A 21147-nucleotide genomic window follows, 5' to 3' on the forward strand; every position below is an offset into this window, starting at 1 on the left:
GGAGGAGGCGATACATCATGTGTTGCCCATTAAGCGAGAAGAGCGAATATACCCGAGAGCCGTGAAGCCTAAGGCAAAGAAATACCCCAATAAAAAGAAAGCCAGTCAGCTTAACTGACTGGCATTACCTCATTGAAGGTGCCTTTATTTTTGGTACTTGTTACGGCGTTAAGCTTTTTTCTTTTCCCTGGGCTTAATCATGTTGATTTCACTGGTGTTGACTTTGTAGACACCGGTAGTGAAGTTTTGCAGCAGCGCAGTCAGGCGGTTTGCATGCTCGGTCATTTCAGCACTGGTGGCATCGAGAATATGCATGGACTGCGATGTGGTGTCGCAACTGAGGCTGATGTTGGAGACATTTGCCGCCAGCTCTTTTGACGCCGTGGATGTCTCCGACGCCGAGTTCACCATCTGCGCATTCACTTCGGAAATCGAGGAGATGTAACCGGCGATTGCCTCAATGGCAGAAACGGTTTCATGGCCTTTACTTGCCTGTTCGCGGGCATTTTTCTGGGATTGGTTCATCGCGCCAATGGCAGAGTTAATGCACGATTGCAGTTTCTCAATGGTCTGGCGGATTTCGCCTGTAGATTGTTCTGTCCGTGTTGCGAGGTTACGCACTTCATCTGCAACCACCGCAAACCCGCGTCCTTGTTCACCAGCGCGCGCGGCTTCAATGGCTGCATTCAACGCCAGCAAATTGGTCTGCTCCGCGATTTCGCTGATCACCGACAGCACAGAGCCTATTTCACCTGAAAGCTGACCCACTTCATTAATCACAGAAGCTGAGCTTTCAAGTTCATTGGCAATGTCATTGACTGATGCCATGGTGGCAGAGACAAAAGCGGTGCTTTCGTTGGATTTGCTCACGGCATCGTTCGCTAACTGACGGGCATGTTGGCTGCTCTGTTCCATATTGCTGGAAGTGGTTGCCAGCTCTTCCGCCATGGTGGCGATTTTCTGCGATTCATCCAGTTGGTCATCAATCTGGCAAAGGCTGGTCTTACTGTTTTCCTCCACCACTCTGGCACTGGCCGATACCTTGTTGGAGACATCGTTTATCTCACCCATTATCCGTTTGAGGGTCTCGGCGAGTTTGTTGATGGTGATCAGCAACAGCCCCATTTCGTCATTGGCTTTGTTGCCCACCTGGATTTCCAAGTTCCCGGCGGTCATTTTCAAGCTGGCTTCCACGGCCTGCTGCAATGGACGGGTAATGCTGAGCGAGATGGCGATACCAATCACTGCTGACAACAAAATTGCACCAATGGTGACAGAGATGAGGATGATATTGGCGTGATTTGTTTCCTTGTGGGATTGGGCTCTGGCAGCAACAACCGCGGTATCAACGTAGGTGGTCAGCTCATTCATTGCTGCGGAAAATGTGGCCGCAATATCCCGCATGGTGCTGAGTGCCGTTTTTTCTTTGGCGAGTGCCGCTTCATAAGCGGGTACAGCAATTTTGGCGATATCATCCAACGAACCATTGATTTTAGAGCCGTACCTCGCCTCTATTCGCTGGTAGTAAGATTCCTTTCGTTTGCCTTCTGCGTCATTAACCTGGTTTGCCGCTTTGTAAAGCTTGGTGTTGAGCTTTCCAAGAGCCTTCATTTCCTTGGCAAGCTTTGGGTCTTCGGGTTTGAACACCGCATTCCATTTTTCAAAATCACTGGTTTTAGTGTTCAGGTTTCCGGAAAACGGCAGTTGGAATTTGGCCGAATCGCGCAACCCACTGAGCCACTGCAAATACTGGATACGGTAAAGGTAGAGAAAGGATTTGATGTCGTAATAGGTGCCGTCGAATTCGAATGTGTATTTGGCTTTTTCATCGTGCGCGGCAAGCAAACGTTCGACAGCACTGTTGAGTTGGCTTTTCAAAGCATCGATGTCGGACACCAAAGCCGGTTTTTGATTCACAAAGGGAGATTGGGTCACTACCTTCAATTCGTTGTCGAAATCGGCAAACAATGCGTTGATTTCCCGCTTGGCAGCGTCATTATTTTTATATCTTTGAGCATATTCCGACGCATTGGATATGATCGATTGCAGCTCATTCGTTGCCACCAAGGTAGACATTTGAACCGGTACTTTTTCATCCAAGATCTTGGATGTACTGGTATTAATGCGGTCAAGCATAATCGCGCCGACTGCCCCGGCGATAACCACCAGGGCAGTGACGATGGAAAAGCTCAACACGATTCTCTGTTTTACTAGCACGCTAAGCCCCCTTTACAGTGCAAGTTTGTGTTGAACCTAAAGTTGCTTGATGTGCTCCATGACCTCGGTCACTTCGTCTTTTACCTGTTCAAGTAGGGCTTCGTCACCAGTCTGCTTGTACAGATCCAGCGCAATCACACTGGTGGCTGGGTGAACAACAGTATCCATGAGGCTAATGGCTTCGCCGTAGTGGTCATAGGCATCCAGGTCGATGCCATTTGCTGTAACAAATTCACCGTCGTGCCATTGTTCTTCAATCTCTTCGAGGGAGAGTGTCTGCATGTGGTCAGCATTTTTGGCTACCAGATTCATCAATGGTGCATCTTGGGGGGACGAAGTTGCCCTGGCCTGACAAGCTGCTTTACCCATGGTGACCAGTTGCTTGTTCTTGGCAATCAGGTCGTCAATATTGGGGTTGCCGGAAAGCGCACCTTGAACCACTTCCAACGCCAGAGCGTTGTACTTTTCCACATCCAGATCAGCAGCTTGGGAAGCCGCGCTGAAAGACAATGTTGCGGTGAGTGCCATTGCGTATACGGTCTGTTTGAACATGTTGTTCCGCTCCCATTTTCAGTATGGATTTGATGTTCGTCACAAGTTCAATATAGGTACGACTGACTCTTTTGTGAGATTTATTTTTGAGTGGAATATCAATTTCCGATGGTGGAAAAGTCTGGAAAAAGGTGTGATTCGACATGTTTCATTGGACGGAAACAACAAACCTCTAATGAGAACGAACGGTGGTTAAGAATTAAAAAATAGATAATAAACATGATGATATGAATCAGTCTGAAGGTGTTAGTGGTCAGAGAAGAAGGAGGTTTTCCGCTTGTCATTTCCAATGCAAAACTTCCCATGATTTAGAATAAACTAAAATTATGTCCTAACATTGACACAAAGGAAGTAAGGTAAATAAGGCTGAAAAGCATCAGTGAATAAACATTACAAACAATACTACAAGCGGTTTTTCATCTATTTTCTTGTCTTCGGCTTGTTGAACATCGCAGTCACCGGGTTCATCTTCACCAAGGACCTGGCACGGATCAGTGACAACGAAATCCAGCTCAATGCAGAAGCAGAATTTGCGCGGTTTGTGTCTGAGCTTTCACACTTCCTGGAATCATCTGCCCGCCAAGTCCATGCCCTAAAAGAGAGTGAGTCCGTGCAACGGCTCTTTGTAGACTCCTCTGTACATGAAGAACGCCATTTTGGCGAAGCGGTGCGTGTTTTACTTGCGGCCAGTGACGCTATTTATCAACTCAGACTGATCGGAAGTGACGGTAAGGAGTTGATGCGCGCGTTTAAAGACGACATTGAAAGTAAACAAGTGGCTTTTGCGAAAGCAAGTGCGTTGCAGGATAAAAGTAGCCGCTATTACTTTAGAAAAACGATCTTGCTGGAAGACAATGCGTTCTACTATTCGGATCTTGATCTAAATGTAGAGAATGGTGAGATAGAAACACCTCATAGGCCAACAATCAGAATATCAATGCCTGTGTATCATGATGAGCAGGTCGTCGGCGTTATTGTGGCAAATATTGCAGCGTTACATTTTCTCAATACTATTGCGGATACGCGTTTTTTTAATAACTATATTGTCGACGAAAATGGAAATATATTATTTGGCAACATGCCTGAATTTAATTGGTCGTCACAACTCAAAACCCATCACGGCATTGAGACGCTGGAAAAGCAGTCTGAGAACTTGGTTAATAGAGCGCCTGTTGTATATGAATTGGAGCCATATTTGGGAAGTGGCCAAAACCTAAAGTTATTTTCATACCCAACACTGAATATGTTAAGTGCGATAGAGAGTAGCCAGTACAGCAACGCACTCAACAGTTTCATATTTATTTTTACTGCATCCCTTATATTAGCAGTTTTTTTATCTCGTGTTCCGGCAAGAAATGCTTCGAAAGTGGCCATTATGGGGGGGGAGTTAAAAAGGAAAGCAGTAATCATAGACACACATGTTCCTATTATTGAAACAGATCATAAATTGAGAATTGTTGAAGCTAATATTGCGTACAATGATATTTTTGGTACGCACAATGATGATTTAGTGAACAAAGCCGTCAAAATTCGCCGGGAGGGCGAGCAGGTCGATTTGGCTGAGATAAAGGCGTGCATTGCGACGAATAACTACTGGTTGGGTGAATCACATGAAACAACCAAAGGCGGTGAAAGCCTATGGCTCGAAAAGCGTATCGTCCACAGATTTAGTCCCGATGGCGAGCATGTAGGCTTTACTGTGATTTGTACTGATATCACCGACAAGATGAAAGTCACGCAATTGGCGGAGCGTGATGCATTAACCAATATTTATAACCGACGAAAACTCAACAACAGTCTGCTGGATGAGAGTTCTCGCAGTCAGCGCTATCAGAGCACCTTCTGTGTGCTTATTTTTGATATTGATCACTTTAAACAAGTTAATGATCTACATGGATTCCCCCGTTCGTCAAACATCCGCTAGACTTTTGAAGATGGGTTTTGGACTGCCGCTCTACATTCGGCCTTTCACTGACTCACGTCATGGCCCTGATGACATTGCGCGGTTGCAGTGCCTAATTCGTTAGAAGGCATCAATGTGCCCGCCGCATTAACAGGCTCTCTGCAAATGGTCTTAACCTTTCCTCATCAGCTGCGTCTGCAATGACCCGGTTGGTGTGTTTCCCTGCGCCGCCTCTTACTCAGGCGGCGTAGTCTTGATACTCAGTTTGGTTATGTAACAGTGCCCAGATAATACGGGCGTTCTTGGCTGCCAAAGCGACAATAGCGCGGTTCATCCCTCGTCGTTCGAGAATGTTTCTTCCCCAGACGCTGAGCCTGTCTTGTTTATCGCCCAAGTTCGTAATGACAGCCCTCGCACCATGAACCAAAAGGGTTCGAAGGTATTTGTCACCGCGTTTACTGATACGCCCAAGCTTGGGTTTACCGCCGGTTGAATACTGTTTTGGAACCAATCCTAACCAGGCGGCAAAGTCTCTGCCGGAATCGAACTGTTCGCCTTTACCGATGGTAGCGATGATGGCTGTAGCCGTTTGCGGTCCAATGCCGCGCACGTTGAGAATGCGTTGTACATTGGGACTGGCTTTAGAAACCATATCAAAACACTGCTCGGTATCATCGATACGTTGATTGAGCGTTTGCAGGTGGTCAAAACAATCTGCCAAGACAGCACGGGCGATATCGGGTAAGGCATTGTCAGCGGCTTCGAGAATAAGTGGTACTTCGCGTTGTACAGCCGCGCGTCCCTTAGGGAAGATGATGCCGAACTCACTGAGCAAAGCACGGATGCGGTTGATGAGCGCGGTGCGCTCCTGAACCCAATGTTCCCGCATTCGGTGAATGGCCAGAATCGCCTGTCGTTCAGGGGATTTAACGGGAACAAATCGCGTGTTGGGGCGCTGAACGGCTTCACAGATAGCGACGGCATCATTGAGGTCATTCTTGCCTTTTGTTCGATAAGGGGCAACGTATTTAGCGGCCATGATGCGAGCCTCGTGGCCCAGCTTGGTAAATTCTCTTGCCCAATAATGCGCCCCAGAGCACGCTTCAATGCCTATACGCATGGCTGGCATATTTGCTAATGTAGTCAGCAATTTAGCGCGTGATACGGATTTATGAAGAATGACCTTTCCGCGGTCATCCACCACGTGAAGGGAAAAGTGGTGCTTGGCGAGGTCAACGCCACAAAAGAATTGAGAAGACATGGTTACCTCCGGTATTTGATGCAACACCTAAGTGTGGCAAATCCTCGTGAGGGGGAATCCATGTCATTCGTTATGGTCATGCCGCCGGTGACAGTGTTCTTATCGAATTTGCTCAGGTTATTAAGTCACATATCCGACAAAGCGATATTTTCGGACGATGGGGCGGTGAGGAGTTTTTACTGATTTGTCCGGAAACGGATATTAATGCCGCAGTTGCAGTTGGGGAGAAGTTGCGGAAAGTGGTAGAAATCTACGAGTTTTCTAATATTGATGGTCTGACAACCAGCATCGGAGTCGCTGAACACATCTCCAAAGAAGATGTAGAAAAGACAGTTCAGCGAGCGGATACTTCTCTGTACATTGCCAAAGAGCAGGGGCGAAATAGGGTGATCGCCAACGTCCAAATAGTCCAGTCGAGCTCTTCCAAATAAAAAAGCTAATTCGGGAAGAATTAGCCTTCTTAGTTTATATATAACCTTTAATGCGTAACAATATTGACTAAGTATACTCATTGAATATTATTCCTAACGCAGGTAACTCCCTTTACGGATTGTGTAAGAAACTGGTCGTGCACCTGATGGGATTTGCATTCATTGTATTCAGTAATACTTAATGATGGGACTCACACGCGGTGCGAGCTTGTTCATTTTTCTTCTTGAAGCGTAATCCCAATATCAGAAGAATTGACCATAGCAGCGTAACGCCTGACATATAAATAACCGGCGCAAACACGCTGAAGTCTTTTGGTGGTTGTACAACCAGTAAAGAAATAATCGAAAGCAGGGCGCAGAGAATCGTCATTTTGAGTGGTGACGTTCGGCCTTTCTTTTCCAGCGTGTTGATTCTCGAACGCCAAAGCAGCCAAGCGGGGATGGATGCAACGCCTACTACGAGAATAAACCCGAGTGTGTACAAGCTTTCGCTTAACAGTGTATCTATACCCATGGTTAATTGCCTTTAATAAACAAAGAGTTCAATGGTGGTTTCATCTAAAAAGAGGTTAGGGGTTAAAGTTTCCGCATATGCCTCTGCCTCTTTACGCAGTTCCTCTTGGCGTTCTTTGCTGATGAGGTCCCGTTTAACTGACTTACCCTCGCTATCCACAACGATTAACCCGAGCTCATCCGTTACTGACTCTTGTGTAAACACTTTACATTCGTCTCTGCCTTTATTCAGCACCTCGTGGACGACCGAGTAGTAGAAGGCTTTTTCTAGGTCATAGGGAAAGTCATCCCCTCCCAATTTATATGAAATACACAGTGCGCTGGCGGCAGAGGGAAAGCCTGTATCTAGTGACTTTTGCAACCAAGAAAACTCCTGCCCTTTTATACTGGGGCGTTGACTAAAGCCAATGCCCGATAACGAAGGAGCAAAGCCTTTTTTCGCGGCTCTGTGCATATAGTTAAATTCATATTGACTAAACTTCCCAAATTTCCCCATGTATTGGTAATAGGCGCCATAGGTATTTTGTTCCAAACCAGCTTCCAGCAACTCGTGATAGCGAAATAGTCGGTAAAAAGGAATGTACTCCCACCAAGGTTGGCTGACTTTGGTGATGGCAAATTGAGCTTTAGCACTTCCTTGCTCAGCAAGGACTTCCCATCCCTCCAGGGCTTTGGCTTTCCATGCTTTATCACAAGGCCACCCTAAATAACTGCAGGGATTTCCATCTCTAGGGACTAACATGTACATGGCCCAGGGGTCACCCATTTCAGCAGCTTGTAAAAAGGTATCGCCCGCCTGAAAGCGCTCGCCCGTTTCCCATTGGGTAACGCCCAGCCAGAAAGTCGCATAGGCATCGCCCTTTTCTGATTGGGCCAGAAACAAGCTACGCGCCTCTTGGAACTCACCTTTGTTGTAAGTTGCAATTCCGAGGGCAGTTTCGTCATTGGCTAATGGCGATGTAGATATAGCTAACAGGGCGGTGAAGAAGAGATTTTTAATGTGATTACACACGGCGGTATCCATCAGTACGTTTCACTGACTATATTCTTTCGCGCGGCTTTCTTCCTAATACGTGTGATCAATATCAAAAGGAGTGACCACAGCAGCGTAACGCCTGACATATAAATAACCGGCGCAAACACGCTGAAGTCTTTTGGTGGTTGTACAACCAGTAAAGAAATAATTGAAAGCAGGGCGCAGAGAGCCGTCATTTTGAGTGGTGACGTTCGGCCTTTCTTTTCCAGTGTGTTGATTCTCGAGCGCCAAAGTAGCCACGCGGGGATGGCAGCAACCCCTACAACAAGAAGAAAACCTAATGTATACAGGCTTTCGCTTAGAAGTGTATCGAGACCCATAATCAATCGCCTTTAGTAAACAAACAGTTCAATGGTGGTTTCATCTAAAAAGAGGTTAGGGGTTAAGGTCTCTGCATAAGCTTCTGCCTCTTTACGCAGTTCCTCTTGGCGTTCTTTGCTGATGAGGTCCCTAGATATCCAGTCGTCGCCGCTTTCATTCTCGATAAATCCACCATATTCATCTTTCAGATACTCAAATGTTGGGACATCGCATTTGTCACTTCCTTTACTCAGCGCTTCATGAATAACTGAGTAGTAAAATGCTGCTTCTAGATTAATTGGAACGTTTTCACGACCAAACCAGTTAGCACTGCAAAGCGCCATGGCGGCAGAGGGAAGTCCCTCCTCCAATGACTTAAGAAGCCAAGAAAGCTCTTGGCCTTTTATGCTGGGATACTCACTGTTACCAATACCAGACATCAATGGGGCGTACCCCTTTTTTGCTGATCTCAGCATGTAATCAAATTCATATTGACTGAACTTCCCAAATTTCCCTATATAGCGGTAATAGGCGCCATAGGTATTTTGCTCCATACCGGTTTCCAACAGGTCGTGATACCGAAAAAGCCGGTAAAACGGGATGTATTCCCACCAAGGTTGACTAACTTTGGTGATGGCAAATTGAGCTTTAGCACTTCCTTGCTCAGCAAGGACTTCCCATCCCTCCAGGGCTTTGGCTTTCCATGCTTTATCACAAGGCCAACCTAAATAGCGGCAGGGGTTCCCGTCTCTGGGGACTAACATGTACATGGCCCATGGGTCGCCCATTTCTGCTGCACGTAAAAAGGTGTCACCTGCTTGAAAGCGCTCGCCGGTTTCCCATTGGGTAACGCCCAGCCAGAATGTCGCGTAGGCATCGCCCTTTTCTGATTGGGCCAGAAACAGGCTACGCGCCTCTTGGAACTCACCTTTGTTGTAAGTTGCAATTCCGAGGGCAGTTTCGTCATTGGCTAATGGCGATGTAGATATAGCTAACAGGGCGGTGAAGAAGAGATTTTTAATGTGATTACACACGGCGGTATCCATCAGTACGTTTCACTGACTATATTCTTTCGCGCGGCTTTCTTCCTAATACGTGTGATCAATATCAAAAGGAGTGACCACAGCAGCGTAACGCCTGACATATAAATAACCGGCGCAAACACGCTGAAGTCTTTTGGTGGTTGTACAACCAATAAAGAAATAATCGAAAGCAGGGTGCAGAGGGTCGTCATTTTGAGTGGTGACGTTCTGCCTTTCTTTTCCAGCATGTTGAGTTTTGAGCGCCATAGCAGCCATGCGGGTATAGAGGCAACCCCTACAACAAGAAGAAAACCTAATGTATACAGGCTTTCGCTTAGAAGTGTATCGAGACCCATAATCAATCGCCTTTAGTAAACAAACAGTTCAATGGTGGTTTCATCTAAAAAGAGGTTAGGGGTTAAGGTCTCTGCATAAGCTTCTGCCTCTTTACGCAGTTCCTCTTGGCGTTCTTCGCTGATGAGGTCTTTCGCAACCCATTCGCCATTGTCATCCTCTATAAAACCACCATATTCATCTTTCAGGAACTCATATGTAGTGACTTCGCACTTGTCTCTACCTTTGTTCAGTACCTCGTGAACCACTGAGTAGTAAAAGGCTTTTTCAAGGTCGACAGGAAAACCCTCCCATCCCAATTTATAATCGAGGCACAGGGATTTGGCGGTGCTGGGAAAACCGGTATCCAATGATTTTTGTAACCAAGCCAATTCCTGCCCTTTGATGCTAGGGTGTTTACTATAGCCAATCGCTGCAATAAAAGAGGCTTCGCCGTTCTCTGCCGCCCTGTGTATATAGCGAAAGTCATATTGACTGCGATTTCCGAATTTGCGCATGTATTTGTGATAGGCACCATAGGTATTTTGCTCCATGCCGGTTTCCAGCAGTTCGTGATACCGAATTAGCCGGTAAAACGGAATGTATTCCCACCAAGGTTGGCTGACTTTGGTGATGGCAAACTGGGCTTTTGCGTCCCCTTGCTCGGCAAGGATCTCCCACCCCTCTATGGCTTTTTCTTTCCATGATATATCACAAGGCCATCCTAGGTACCGGCAGGGGTTCCCATCTCTGGGGACTAACATGTACATGGCCCAAGGGTCGCCCATTTCTGCAGCGCGTAAAAATGTGTCGCCCGCTTGAAAGCGCTCTCCGGTTTCCCATTGGGTAACGCCCAGCCAGAATGTCGCGTAGGCATCGCCCTTTTTTGATTGCGCTAGAAAGAGCCTACGCGCCTCATGGAACTCACCTTTGTTATATGTGGCTATGCCATCGTTTGTACCGTTGTTAGCCGACACACATGCAGAGAAGACCAGTAAAGCTGTACACAAGATTATTTGTTGAGTATTAAACACGACGATATCCTCTTGCTATAGCGTCTTGAATCGACTTCTTATCTGAAGCTGGAATCGCTAAATACATGACCTCTTCACCAGAAGGTATCAATTGTGATTTTTTAAATAGTGGCGTAAGCTCCATTAATCGAGGAAGGCGCTCACGGAATGCTGTCCATTGGTCTTCAATTTGCTTTCTGTAAGAGGTTTTTGTGTAAGTATCTGAATAATAATCATCCTTTGAAGCCAGCTCAAAAAAGTGGCGCAATGCCACAATGTTCTTCGCATACTGCTCCCATTTTGTTTTGACCTGCTCATGAGGCTTTTTCATCCCAACCCGTTGCATGGCATTTTCGAATTTTCTCATTTGCTGAGTTGAAGGCTTTTTCTTTGCCCCCGCTCCTAACCATTCCAAAATTTGATTAATGGCCGTCAACTGCGCAATGTTATTTCGTGCCGCTTTTTCTCCATCGCCAAAAAGATCGATGGTGGGGAACGGGTTGTAATGAATGAGAACATCAAACAATTTTGCCAGGGTTTCGGCTGTCATGTTTGTTATCCAATTTTGGTTGAGTTTCTGGTTTTCTTGTGAGTTGATGAATGCGGCGACGTAGTAGGCGTTTTTCTTGTCGGATGCTTCGCTTTCTAACTTACTGATGATATTGAATGGTAGTAGTAGAACTTGTGAAATAGTGAGTCCAAAGGAAACTGCTACCGTGAGTATGGTATTAAAAGCTCCAAAAGCATCTTCGCCGTTTTCATCTTCAAGGAAGAACTCAAAGCGGTGGAAGTTTGGTAATTCGGTAATTTGGAGTAATGCAGCAAAAAAATCATCAGCGGCAAGGACGTTTAATTCTGTGGAAAACTTGCCACCCACCCCTAGTCCTTTGGTCATGCCCATGTCAGTCACAAAGATAAATTTTCCATTATGGAATGAGCACTGAAAAATCGCTTTATAACCGACGCCTAATGTGCCTCGTACCCCGACCCCGGTTTTAAACAAATTGACGGGCTTTTCAGACTGAGGTGCAGTCCAGTCAAAATAGCAATTGACCTTGCCACCAACCTCTAAGCCTGCAAAAGCGGAAGCTTCTGTTCTAACACCTGCTGCTATCTTGGCCGGTTCGTTATCTTGTATTATCGTCGCACGCTGGTTTCGCACCTCATTAAAATCAGTGGTTTGGTCAAAACTACCACGTACGCCGATTTCACCATTTGCCATATTGCCAATGTGGATGTTGGACGCGACTTGTACACTTGCGGAAAGAATGCCATGCACTCTTCCTTCGATACCTAACTCGCCTTTACCAAGTGTTTTGCGAATCGATTCGCGTTTTTTTGATTTATATTGAATGTCCAGAGGAATAGGCAGTTTGCTACTAAAACCTAAAGATGCGCTCGCCAAATCAAAACCTGCTTTAACCTCTCCGCTCAATTGAACATGATCTTTACTGAAGGTATTTTCCTGTGCCGTAAATAGCTCTGCACTGTTCACGAAGCGGGCAAACTGAGCACCCGAATGTATCTGGGTATGACCAGGTAGCCCAAAGACTTCATTATCAATGACATTTCCATGCCAAGGGAAAATGATTTCATTAGGGATATCAGTCAGTTTTGAATAATGTGTGCCCCGATAACTGAGGTTTCCTATTGATGTTTCCGATGCAAATTTGTTTCCCGCAGCTCCGCTTCCTATGCCACCACTTGGGGTATCGACGTTGAGCGGCTTAATGCAAGAGGCAAGGTTATTTTCAAATGCAGGGTGATTTGATCTTAGGTAGAGTACAGTTTGGTGAGCAGAAGATAATGCGCATTCTACGATAGATAGGGTGTTTAGGCCTGCTGAAGCGAAAATCTGACTGTCAAGGTTCTCTGGCTCCCATGAATATTCATCCCAAAGCAGCACACGTGTAGTATTTGTCCACTCTGGCATTCCGCCACTGAAAGTGATGTCACTATTTGTGTAGGCCAAATACGGTGAAGCCGTTTTAGACTCAGCAATGGCTTTGAGCATTTCACTGCGCTTTTGCAACAGCATGGCAAAGTTGAGGAGTTGGCGAACGTATTTAACATAGGCCTCGTGTTCGCCAAGCTTCTCGGAAAAGTCTCGCAAACGCTTTGCCACTTCTTTAATGAGGAAAAGATGAAGCGCATACATAGGGTAATACCCTAACGCATCAGTAAAGCTATGGATGTTGTCGAGTTTTTTCAGTGACTTTACGAACAGTTCGATGCTCGGATTGCTTTCTTCAACAAACTCAATTTCTGCTTTAACATCTTTCCAGCCAAGAAACAGTTCGTCTTCGCTCAGACACTGTTCTTTAAGTAACGCACCAGCCTGATTTAGGTCGTGTATGGCCTTGAAGAAATCACGATATTTAATACCTTGATTGCCTAAATAGCCTCTTACATTCCATTTTTTATTGTGTGCTTTTTGTATGTGTTGATGCGCGGCATTTCGCCAATGGTCATAAATATCATGAACTTTTTCTAGATCTAATATCTGACTATTTTCTTTAATTGTTTGAGACGTTAAATAATCGGAGATACCCATCTCATTTTTCTGTTCTATGACTTTCTTAATACTTTCGTACACTTCTGAGTCTCGTTCAGAGGAATAATACCCCTTATCGGTGAAAGCAAAAGTATGCCCGCTTTGTTCTCCTTCTTTAATTTTTGTTCTTTTTGCAATGCGTGTGGCTTGTTTTTCAAAGTCCCTAATCGCTTTCTCGAGCGATTTGATAGTGTCCGCTTTTAATATACGGTACTTTGCTATCCGCTCATCTTCTAGCTGTTCAAGGGCTTGACTGTACGAGATAGTAACACTTCCCCAATGCCCGCCTGGCACATGGATTTTCTCTTTCCCTACAATTTGTTGCTTCTTTTCTTCGAACTCAACTTCTATTTTTCTAACTTTCTGCGAGATGTCTCCTAAACCTATATCCGCATTATCAGCGGGCAGCAGAATGTTATCTCCACTCTTGGTTAACTGAAGGTGCTCCAAAAGCGCGCGTTTGTAGTGCGTTCCGCTATCAGGCTTGTCGAGATTCAAAAACATCTCATGTGCAATGGCGTTGAAGGGATCGAGAACCCCTAGTCCGTTCAATCCTTTGATAAGTTCATCTTTACTCTTCCCGCTAAGCGCCGTTTTGCATATGTCATCTTCGGCCTTCACTGAGTCTACGGCTTCTTGAGTTAATAAGAGCACTTGCTGTTTCTTACTGCTCGGATGTTCAGGAATGAATAATGAATCCACAAATTTTTGCGTTTTACAGGTTAACTCAGCGACGTTTTTTTTCGGAAGTTGTGGTGTAGGCTCCCTTGTTTCAGTGCTGGTATCAGGCAAAGAGGGAACATTGAGCGTGTTCCCATCATAAATTAAATCGATATTTTTGATTTGCTGAGAATTAAGGCTCAGCAGTGTATCAATGTTCGTATTAAATTGTATGGCGAGAGCTGATAACGTGTCTCCCGACTTAATCCTATAGCTTTGTGTCATTGAAAAATGGCCTCTACAAGCTGGTTATTTAAGACTAAATCCGTATCAGTGAATGCAACGTTTATACTGGGGTTTTCATAACGCGTTAATGTTCTTGATATGGTTCCACTGGCGCTGGTGATAGCGGCATTAGCTGCGCCCAATAAAGTGCTCTTAGCCTCGTCGTCTAGATTTTTCATTAAAAAAGACAATGTATTGGGCGAATAGAAGCGTAAGAGGAATAGCCGACCGTCTTCTGAGCGGACGGTGATGAGTTTTTGTATGGTATCGATAATGTCTGATTTGGAAGTGGCAAACTCAAATTCAAATAAAACAGCACTGCTTGCCCAAAGCGGATCGGTTTGCCATTGCTCCCATATTGAATCGTTTGGGGTCACAGTTATGCAAGCCGGGCTGTTTTGTTGTTGAACTTGCCAATCTGTCCTTGCATACAAAAACGACCAGTGATTGCCATGTATAGTTGCTGTTGAAAAGGCATCGGTTACACGAAGTGAATCAACAACTAAGACGTACTGAGGAAGACTTTCAGCCATTGTTACACTCGCAATTTGGCTTGGAACATTGTCCATTCCCGCGTTTTTGACAAATCTCCATCATGGGTATGTCTTTCTCCGCAATTAAAGGAAGCAAACTCGTCATAGTCGGTGCTTGAAGAGCTAACAGTTGCTCCGATGGTCCATTGGGGGATGTAACCCCACCAGGTAACATCGCTATTACCCCGCCATATCCAGACCCTGAACCTGCACTTCCTCCCGAGTTCAAATTGATCGCAGTCCCTGAAACATGCACACCCGCGGGGTCTAGCTTTAAAAAACCTGACGCGGTTTTAATGGTGATTTCCGTGCCGGCTTCAACAATGACTTTATCGCCAGCCTTATGGTGGATCTCTGTACCTGCTTCAAGTAGATATTTCTTGCCTTGTTTTACGTGCATTGAGCCATCAATGGAAAGGGTGATATCACCTTTTACGTGGCTGTTCGCATTTCCATCCACGGTTAAATGGTCATCCACTTTAATGTGCTGAAAGCGCTCGTTGTCGACCGTCAGGTGGGCATCATGCTTGATGTGGTCTTTGCGGTCGTTTTGCACCAGCAGGTTCATGTCCTTCTGGGCATGGAGATAGATTTCTTCTGCACCGCTCTGGTCTTCAAAACGCAGTTCGTTAAAGCCTTCACCCTGATGGGACTCAGTTCTGAGCACCGTGCGGGTTTTGTTTTCCGGCAACGGGTAGGGTGGCACATTGGTGGCGTGATAGGTTCTGCCCGTCACAATCGGCTGGTCCGGGTCGCCTTCCAGGAAGGATACAATCACCTCATGGCCAATGCGGGGAATGGCCATCATGCCATACTGCCCGCCGGCCCAACCTTGCGAGACCCGCACCCAGCAGCTTGACGCGTCATCACTGCTGCCATAGCGGTCCCACGGAAACTGGACCTTCACCCGTCCGTGTTCATCACAGAAGATTTCCTCGCCTTCTGGGCCGGTCACTATCGCCATTTGCGGCCCTTGCACCACAGGGCGAGGCTGGGGTTTGGGTCGCCACGGCCTGTGCGCCGGAATGACGGAAAAGGTATTGTGGAAGGTGGTCATGCCCGCGCGGCCAGCTTCTTCGAGTGCTTGCGGCTGGGTGCCTTCAAGATGGGCAGACACCACGACCCAGTCACGGTTGGTGGCCTCATCGGCATGCTCGGTGAGGTCAAACAGCAGTCCGGGTTGAATCTGAGGGACATTACTTTGCGCAGTGGCAGTGATGGCATCACTGCGCAGGTGCTCTAACCGGTATTGGGTGAAAGGCTTACCGGCGGCATCACTTTTAAAACGGCCAGGATAATCAAAGTGCTCATAGTCACTGCGTTGAAAGTCCATCTCGTGACCGGCCTGGTCCTGCAAAAAGGCGTAGGCTGGCTTTTTAAAACTGTAATCCTTGAGCTGGACCGACGAAGGCCTAGCCTGCACCGAATAGTGCCACTGGCGGACAAAAGGCTCAGAAGCCATCCCGCCGCTGTTGACGTTATAGGGAATGACCAGCCCGGAATGGGACAGGGTCTGGGTATCGTCCGAGAACAACACCGTGTGCTTTCCCTGTCCGTGGATAAAGGTATAGAAAATGCCTTCTTCCGCGGCAATGCGCTCAAGGAACTGTAAATCGGTCTCCCGGTACTGGACACAGTACTCACGGGGCAGTGGGTTTCCGGACAGGGCAAAGGCATAGTCATCAATGCCCATTTCCTGGAGCAAGATACTCATGATGTCTGGCACCGTCATCTGCTGGAAAATACGGCTGTTGTGGCGTAAAGAAAGCCGGGAAAGGGCAGGAACCATCTCCAGGGCATAACGGGTGTGATGGAACCCGGTATCGCCACGGGTAAAGCGGCGGACAATGCCGTGAAAACGCTGTTGGAGGACACCGTCCTGCCAGAGCATCAGGGAAACGGGGCGGTCGACCGTGTCCATCTCAGAGAACGCCTCATTGCGGCTCGCCAGACTGACCTGAAAAGAGAAAGGGGCAGAGAGGTGCGCCTCCCCTTGAAAATCGACCACCGCAAAGGCCTCGTCCGGTAAGCCTTCCACCGAGAGAGTAAATTGCAGACTGCTATCTGTAGCCATGAACACGCCCTAACCAACATCACCACACAACCAGAGAGAACCTCTGACGACAAAACCCGCCTAAGGGCGGGTGAGTGAGCAATGGCCCAACAGGGTCTGTTGAGCCATTAACCGGGAAGCCTTAAGCCTCAATCGGGGCACGCCAGTCGTCCGCGCCAGAGGTACCGGCCACAGTGTGCTCCCAGTCAATCTTGCGGTAAGCCACAGAGACGGTCACCAGTTGGGTAAACTCTTTCTTGGTCAGGTCCTGGCAGTGTGGCATCTGGCAATCGATGTCGATGATGGTGGCATCGGTCAGGATGGTAGAGAAGAAGTGCTCCTGCTTACCTTCGACAGAGGTGCGGTACCACTTGAGTTCAACACGCGGCAGCATCTCACCGGAAGCCAGTGCGTTGTACATCAGAGGAACGGCTTTGTTCAGTGCCACAGTGAACTTGAACGGCTTGTGGACACGCTGACCGGAAGGCTGGCCGCTTTGTGGGTCAGTCGGGACGGTCACGATGTGGTCAAACGCCTGAACCAGCATCTGGTCTTCGTGGCCTTCGACATAGATGTTGCCGACAGAATCGGCGGTGAAGGCACCGGCGGTGATGTTGCCCTGGGTTTTGCCTTCAATGGCGATATAACATGGAGTTGGCATTGCGTATTCCTTACCTGATAGTTGAATGTTGTCAGGGGAATGAGGGAGCAAAGGGCATGCCATTCTGTATTGTTATTAAAAACAAGATGTTAGTTAGTGAGTTAGCGAGTAATAGCAAGGGATTGCTTGGGGGCTGGGCGAAAAGTTGCTTGGCGGGCAAGTTTTGGCTAATGAATATTTTTTTAAAAGGATGGATAAGAATTTGTAGCGAGGAGCATTTTCTTATCTATCTAAAACAAAAGCGCCAGCGAAATGATCCGCTGACGCTGTAACTATTTAGGCAATTTCCTTGGGCCTATACGGATATTTCACCCGAATATCACCTACGTCTAAAAGGGTGCGGCCTTGGCCGTAATCAATGCGATCCAGTATCTCGTTGTAGTGGTTAAGTTCATCGCTCGGTTTCGCCCATTGGGATTCTGGAATGGGTTTACTCCATGCAACCACTTCCTCAAAGGTTTCGGCGTTTTGTTTCATTTTTTTGGTTTCATGGTTGATGCGCCAGATCCCCAGCCAGGTGCCATTGATAGCCCACCAGAAATGGCGCCAGAAACCGAACTCTTGCTCATCAATATCATAAGCTTCACAGTGCTGTTGCTTCAGCCCTTTGTAGGTCAAAGGTGAGGGCTCTCCAATGTTCTCCGGACCGTCTTCCATATAGGTGCGGATCATCTCCCACAAACTGGCGGCGTGTACTTTGGAGATAGCACCTGTTTGCAGAGTCCCCCAGAAGTAGCCGTGTTTTTCATCGCTGTTGATACCAATTAGCAAGGAAGCTGTGGTGAATACACCTCCGGTTGTCATGGCGCTGCTCTGGCCAACCATGGCACAGACACTTTCCCAAGGGAAAAAGCGGTACTCGGTACATTTTTTCTCTTTGTTCCAGCGGGAAAACATCACTTCACGGCGCTGGCGGTGAAAACGTACAGGCAGAGTTTGTGTGAGCATTTTTCGGGCGTGGATATGTACACTGTAAATAATAAGCCATATCCCCAGCATGGGTAGAACAAATAATCCAACTCCTCCAATTGTCTGCATGGGGTCTAACACATCGACCCAAACATCGTTGATTTTCTGCTCTCGGTAAAAGGTATTAATAAATCCCATAACACCTCCATCACTCCAGAGAAGATAGATGGGGGTACCAAGACTCATTAGGAACATGGCAAATAGTTGCTGAGTCTGGAAAATCATTCCACCTGCACCACCCACTTCAATGTAACTCTCGGTCTTCTTGACCAAAATGTCATGGGTTTCAAGTGGTGCGATGTTGGTGTGCACAGGAACTGGGCTCAGAACCAAACTGCTGCCAAAGATTTTGTCGGTCAGTTGGCCGGCGAAAAAAGGGAAATTGTGCGGAGTCATAAAGTTCCCTCTGTGTTTCGGATAGGAAGTAGAGCCAATTCCAGGGCTTCTCTGCGGGCCAATTGATCGTCGTCCTTTTCTAACTGTTCGGCTATATAGAGGTTATGGGTGTTCAATTTTCTCGAGATTATCTGGTTGTTGAAGGTTTATGGTAAAACTAGTGATAAGAAGCCAATCATCAATTTTTTAGGCTTTAACGCATGAAAGCTCGTTTAATTACCCACATGCTCCAAATGATTTTTTAATGCCTATTCTTCTTCAAAAATTCTTAATTTGACTTTTTCCGATATTCTAATGCATCAGTGACAATTACCAGTGTCGAGGTTTTTTCTTTCTCTAATTTTGTCTCATCAATCGAAAAAGACACTCTTTGAAGTGGAATGTTTAGTTCTTCAGCTTTATAGAACGGACTGATTGCATCTTTTATTTTTGAAAGTTGGCAAAAGGTAATGCATTCTATAAATCAATATAAAACAAGATGTTAGTTGATTATTTTGCGAGTAATAGCAAGGGATTGCTTGGGGGCTGGGCGAAAAGTTGCTTGGCGGGCAAGTTTTGTCTAATGAATATTTTTTGAAAAGGATGGATAAGAATCTGTAGCAATTATCATTTTCTTATCTATCTAAAACAAAAGCGCCAGCGAAATGATCCGCTGGCGCTTTAACTATTTAGGCAATTTCTTTGGGCCTATATGGATATTTCACCCGAATATCCCCCACGTCTAGTAAGGTGCGACCTTGGCCGTAATCAATGCGATCCAATATCTCGTTGTAGTGGTTAAGCTCATCGCTCGGTTTCGCCCATTGGGATTCTGGAATGGGTTTACTCCATGCAACCACTTCCTCAAAGGTTTCGGCGTTTTGTTTCATTTTTTTGGTTTCATGGTTGATGCGCCAAATCCCAAGCCAGGTGCCGTTAATAGCCCACCAGAAATGGCGCCAGAAACCGAACTCTTGCTCATCAATGTCATAAGCTTCACAGTGTTGTTTCTTCAGCCCTTTGTAGGTCAAGGGCGAGGGCTCGCCAATGTATTCCGGGCCGTCTTCCATATAGGTGCGGATCATCTCCCACAAACTGGCGGCGTGCACTTTGGAGATAGCACCCGTTTGCAGAGTACCCCAGAAATAACCGTGCTTTTCATCGCTGTTGATACCAATTAGCAGGGAAGCGGTGGTGAATACACCTCCGGTTGTCATGGCGCTGCTCTGGCCAGCCATGGCACAGACACTTTCCCAAGGGAAAAAGCGGTATTCAGTGCATTTTTTCTCTTTGTTCCAGCGGGAAAACATGACCTCACGGCGCTGGCGGTGAAAACGTACAGGTAGGGTTTGGGTTAGCATTTTTCGGGCGTGGACATGTACTCTGTATAGTAGGAGCCATATTCCTAGCAAGGGTAGAAAAAAAACCCCAACGCCAATAAAAATCAGCCAAGGGTCTAATTGTGTAACCCAGATGTCGTCAATGAATCGCTTTTGGTAAAAAGCACCGATAAACCCTAATACGCCGCCATAACTCCAAAGTAAATAGATTGGGACTCCAAGGCTCATTAAAAACAGCATCCACATTTGCTGCGTCTGAAAAATCATGCCACCGGCACCACCAATATCTATGTAACTCTCTGTTTTATCGACTAAAATGTCATGTGATTCCAGTGGCGCGATATTGGTGTGCACAGGAACTGGACTCAGAACCAGACTGCTGCCAAAGGTTTTGTCGGTTAATTGTCCGGCGGAAAAAGGGAAATTGTGCGGAGTCATAACGATCCCTCTGTGTTTCGGATAGGAAGTAGAGCCAATTCCAGGGCTTCTCTGCGGGCCAATTGATCGTCGTCCTTTTCTAACTGTTCGGCTATATAGAGGTTATGGGTGTTCAATTTTCTCGAGATTATCTGGTTGTTGAAGGTTTATGGTAAAACTAGTGATAAGAAGCCAATCATCAATTTTTTAGGCTTTAACGCATGAAAGCTCGTTTAATTACCCACATGCTCCAAATGATTTTTTAATGCCTATTCTTCTTCAAAAATTCTTAATTTGACTTTTTCCGATATTCTAATGCATCAGTGACAATTACCAGTGTCGAGGTTTTTTCTTTCTCTAATTTTGTCTCATCAATCGAAAAAGACACTCTTTGAAGTGGAATGTTTAGTTCTTCAGCTTTATAGAACGGACTGATTGCATCTTTTATTTTTGAAAGTTGGCAAAAGGTAATGCATTCTATAAATCAATATAAAACAAGATGTTAGTTGATTATTTTGCGAGTAATAGCAAGGGATTGCTTGGGGGTTGAGCGAAAAGTTGCTCGGTAGGCAAGTTTTGGCTAATAACACAATCAGGGCAGAGAGTTATAAAAGCCTTCTATTTTTGAAGCCACTGCATAGGTACATAAAGAGGGACTTTTCAGAATTTGCTATCCGTCCGCTAGCCTGAGTTAATTTTGCCTTCGGAGAGTTAGTAAA

18 protein-coding genes are annotated in these 21147 nt (G+C 46.3%); 3 read left to right on the forward strand and 15 right to left on the reverse strand.

Features of this window, described 5'->3' with window-relative positions:
* Positions 1–168: 168 nt before the first annotated feature.
* Together KU854_RS25005 and KU854_RS00010 are read right to left on the reverse strand one after the other, a co-directional pair.
* Positions 169–2217 carry a methyl-accepting chemotaxis protein gene (locus tag KU854_RS25005; protein ID WP_218356459.1) on the reverse strand — a complete coding sequence of 683 codons (2049 nt, stop codon included), beginning with the start codon at positions 2215–2217 and terminating at the stop codon, positions 169–171.
* Positions 2218–2253: 36 nt separating this feature from the next.
* Entirely contained in the window at positions 2254–2769 is a 516-nt protein-coding gene (locus KU854_RS00010; RefSeq protein ID WP_218356460.1) for a hypothetical protein, read from the reverse strand.
* A 379-nt stretch (positions 2770–3148) separates the two neighbouring features.
* On the opposite strand from KU854_RS00010, the gene KU854_RS25010 reads away from it, so the two are divergent.
* Positions 3149–4693 carry a diguanylate cyclase gene (locus tag KU854_RS25010; RefSeq protein WP_218356461.1) on the forward strand — a complete coding sequence of 515 codons (1545 nt, stop codon included), beginning with the start codon at positions 3149–3151 and terminating at the stop codon, positions 4691–4693.
* 217 nt (positions 4694–4910) lie between these two features.
* Here KU854_RS25010 and KU854_RS00020 read toward each other — a convergent pair whose 3' ends face one another.
* On the reverse strand, positions 4911–5933 hold the full coding sequence (locus KU854_RS00020; protein ID WP_218356462.1) for an IS110 family RNA-guided transposase: 1023 nt from the start codon (positions 5931–5933) through the stop codon (positions 4911–4913).
* 119 nt (positions 5934–6052) lie between these two features.
* Between KU854_RS00020 and KU854_RS25095 the strand changes: the two genes are divergently transcribed.
* Positions 6053–6364, forward strand: coding sequence for a diguanylate cyclase (locus KU854_RS25095; RefSeq protein WP_418885829.1), 312 nt, complete (start codon positions 6053–6055; stop codon positions 6362–6364).
* A 178-nt stretch (positions 6365–6542) separates the two neighbouring features.
* Here the strand turns inward: KU854_RS25095 and KU854_RS00030 are convergent, their stop codons facing one another.
* The 10 genes from KU854_RS00030 to KU854_RS00075 all read right to left on the reverse strand — a co-directional run bounded on the left by KU854_RS00030 (position 6543) and on the right by KU854_RS00075 (position 17327).
* Positions 6543–6878 (reverse strand): hypothetical protein, encoded by a 336-nt coding sequence (locus KU854_RS00030; RefSeq protein ID WP_218356463.1) that lies wholly within the window; start codon positions 6876–6878, stop codon positions 6543–6545.
* A 12-nt stretch (positions 6879–6890) separates the two neighbouring features.
* A complete protein-coding gene (locus KU854_RS00035) occupies positions 6891–7901 on the reverse strand; it encodes an SEL1-like repeat protein (RefSeq protein ID WP_255555305.1) in 1011 nt (336 codons plus the stop codon).
* Positions 7901–8233 carry a hypothetical protein gene (locus KU854_RS00040; protein ID WP_218356464.1) on the reverse strand — a complete coding sequence of 111 codons (333 nt, stop codon included), beginning with the start codon at positions 8231–8233 and terminating at the stop codon, positions 7901–7903. Before KU854_RS00040 ends, KU854_RS00035 begins: the two co-directional genes overlap by 1 nt.
* Before the next feature lie 12 nt (positions 8234–8245).
* A complete protein-coding gene (locus KU854_RS00045) occupies positions 8246–9259 on the reverse strand; it encodes an SEL1-like repeat protein (RefSeq protein WP_255555307.1) in 1014 nt (337 codons plus the stop codon).
* Complete coding sequence (locus KU854_RS00050) at positions 9259–9591, reverse strand: hypothetical protein (RefSeq protein ID WP_218356465.1); 333 nt, start codon at positions 9589–9591, stop codon at positions 9259–9261. Before KU854_RS00050 ends, KU854_RS00045 begins: the two co-directional genes overlap by 1 nt.
* 12 nt (positions 9592–9603) lie before the next feature.
* A complete protein-coding gene (locus KU854_RS00055; RefSeq protein ID WP_218356466.1) occupies positions 9604–10602 on the reverse strand; it encodes an SEL1-like repeat protein in 999 nt (332 codons plus the stop codon).
* Positions 10595–14080, reverse strand: coding sequence for a LysM peptidoglycan-binding domain-containing protein (locus tag KU854_RS00060; protein WP_218356467.1), 3486 nt, complete (start codon positions 14078–14080; stop codon positions 10595–10597). Before KU854_RS00060 ends, KU854_RS00055 begins: the two co-directional genes overlap by 8 nt.
* A complete protein-coding gene (locus KU854_RS00065) occupies positions 14077–14613 on the reverse strand; it encodes a DUF4123 domain-containing protein (protein ID WP_218356468.1) in 537 nt (178 codons plus the stop codon). The genes KU854_RS00060 and KU854_RS00065 overlap by 4 nt, the downstream gene beginning before the upstream one ends.
* Complete coding sequence (locus KU854_RS00070; protein ID WP_218356469.1) at positions 14606–16687, reverse strand: type VI secretion system Vgr family protein; 2082 nt, start codon at positions 16685–16687, stop codon at positions 14606–14608. Before KU854_RS00070 ends, KU854_RS00065 begins: the two co-directional genes overlap by 8 nt.
* 121 nt (positions 16688–16808) lie before the next feature.
* The gene (locus KU854_RS00075; RefSeq protein ID WP_218356470.1) at positions 16809–17327 is read right to left on the reverse strand and encodes an Hcp family type VI secretion system effector; all 519 of its coding nucleotides are present in this window, start codon (positions 17325–17327) and stop codon (positions 16809–16811) included.
* On the opposite strand from KU854_RS00075, the gene KU854_RS00080 reads away from it, so the two are divergent.
* Positions 17315–17599, forward strand: coding sequence for a hypothetical protein (locus KU854_RS00080; protein ID WP_218356471.1), 285 nt, complete (start codon positions 17315–17317; stop codon positions 17597–17599). The two genes, KU854_RS00075 and KU854_RS00080, sit on opposite strands and share 13 nt — an antisense overlap.
* A 4-nt stretch (positions 17600–17603) precedes the next feature.
* Here KU854_RS00080 and KU854_RS00085 read toward each other — a convergent pair whose 3' ends face one another.
* Both KU854_RS00085 and KU854_RS00090 read right to left on the reverse strand, forming a co-directional pair.
* A complete protein-coding gene (locus KU854_RS00085; RefSeq protein WP_218356472.1) occupies positions 17604–18692 on the reverse strand; it encodes a DUF6708 domain-containing protein in 1089 nt (362 codons plus the stop codon).
* A 668-nt stretch (positions 18693–19360) separates the two neighbouring features.
* On the reverse strand, positions 19361–20449 hold the full coding sequence (locus tag KU854_RS00090; RefSeq protein ID WP_218356473.1) for a hypothetical protein: 1089 nt from the start codon (positions 20447–20449) through the stop codon (positions 19361–19363).
* Positions 20450–21147 lie beyond the last annotated feature (698 nt).

This window comes from Enterovibrio paralichthyis (assembly GCF_019209835.1).
In the GTDB taxonomy this organism is placed as follows: domain Bacteria; phylum Pseudomonadota; class Gammaproteobacteria; order Enterobacterales; family Vibrionaceae; genus Enterovibrio; species Enterovibrio paralichthyis.

Excerpts from the sequence above, each read along its gene's own strand:
- KU854_RS00010 (WP_218356460.1), bottom strand. The coding sequence starts at position 2,769 with ATGTTCAAACAGACCGTATACGCAATGGCACTCACCGCAACATTGTCT.
- KU854_RS00020 (WP_218356462.1), bottom strand. The coding sequence starts at position 5,933 with ATGTCTTCTCAATTCTTTTGTGGCGTTGACCTCGCCAAGCACCACTTT.
- KU854_RS00030 (WP_218356463.1), bottom strand. The coding sequence starts at position 6,878 with ATGGGTATAGATACACTGTTAAGCGAAAGCTTGTACACACTCGGGTTT.
- KU854_RS00035 (WP_255555305.1), bottom strand. The coding sequence starts at position 7,901 with ATGGATACCGCCGTGTGTAATCACATTAAAAATCTCTTCTTCACCGCC.
- KU854_RS00040 (WP_218356464.1), bottom strand. The coding sequence starts at position 8,233 with ATGGGTCTCGATACACTTCTAAGCGAAAGCCTGTATACATTAGGTTTT.
- KU854_RS00045 (WP_255555307.1), bottom strand. The coding sequence starts at position 9,259 with ATGGATACCGCCGTGTGTAATCACATTAAAAATCTCTTCTTCACCGCC.
- KU854_RS00050 (WP_218356465.1), bottom strand. The coding sequence starts at position 9,591 with ATGGGTCTCGATACACTTCTAAGCGAAAGCCTGTATACATTAGGTTTT.
- KU854_RS00060 (WP_218356467.1), bottom strand. The coding sequence starts at position 14,080 with ATGACACAAAGCTATAGGATTAAGTCGGGAGACACGTTATCAGCTCTC.
- KU854_RS00065 (WP_218356468.1), bottom strand. The coding sequence starts at position 14,613 with ATGGCTGAAAGTCTTCCTCAGTACGTCTTAGTTGTTGATTCACTTCGT.
- KU854_RS00070 (WP_218356469.1), bottom strand. The coding sequence starts at position 16,687 with ATGGCTACAGATAGCAGTCTGCAATTTACTCTCTCGGTGGAAGGCTTA.
- KU854_RS00080 (WP_218356471.1), top strand. The coding sequence starts at position 17,315 with ATGGAGTTGGCATTGCGTATTCCTTACCTGATAGTTGAATGTTGTCAG.
- KU854_RS00075 (WP_218356470.1), bottom strand. The coding sequence starts at position 17,327 with ATGCCAACTCCATGTTATATCGCCATTGAAGGCAAAACCCAGGGCAAC.
- KU854_RS00085 (WP_218356472.1), bottom strand. The coding sequence starts at position 18,692 with ATGACTCCGCACAATTTCCCTTTTTTCGCCGGCCAACTGACCGACAAA.
- KU854_RS00090 (WP_218356473.1), bottom strand. The coding sequence starts at position 20,449 with ATGACTCCGCACAATTTCCCTTTTTCCGCCGGACAATTAACCGACAAA.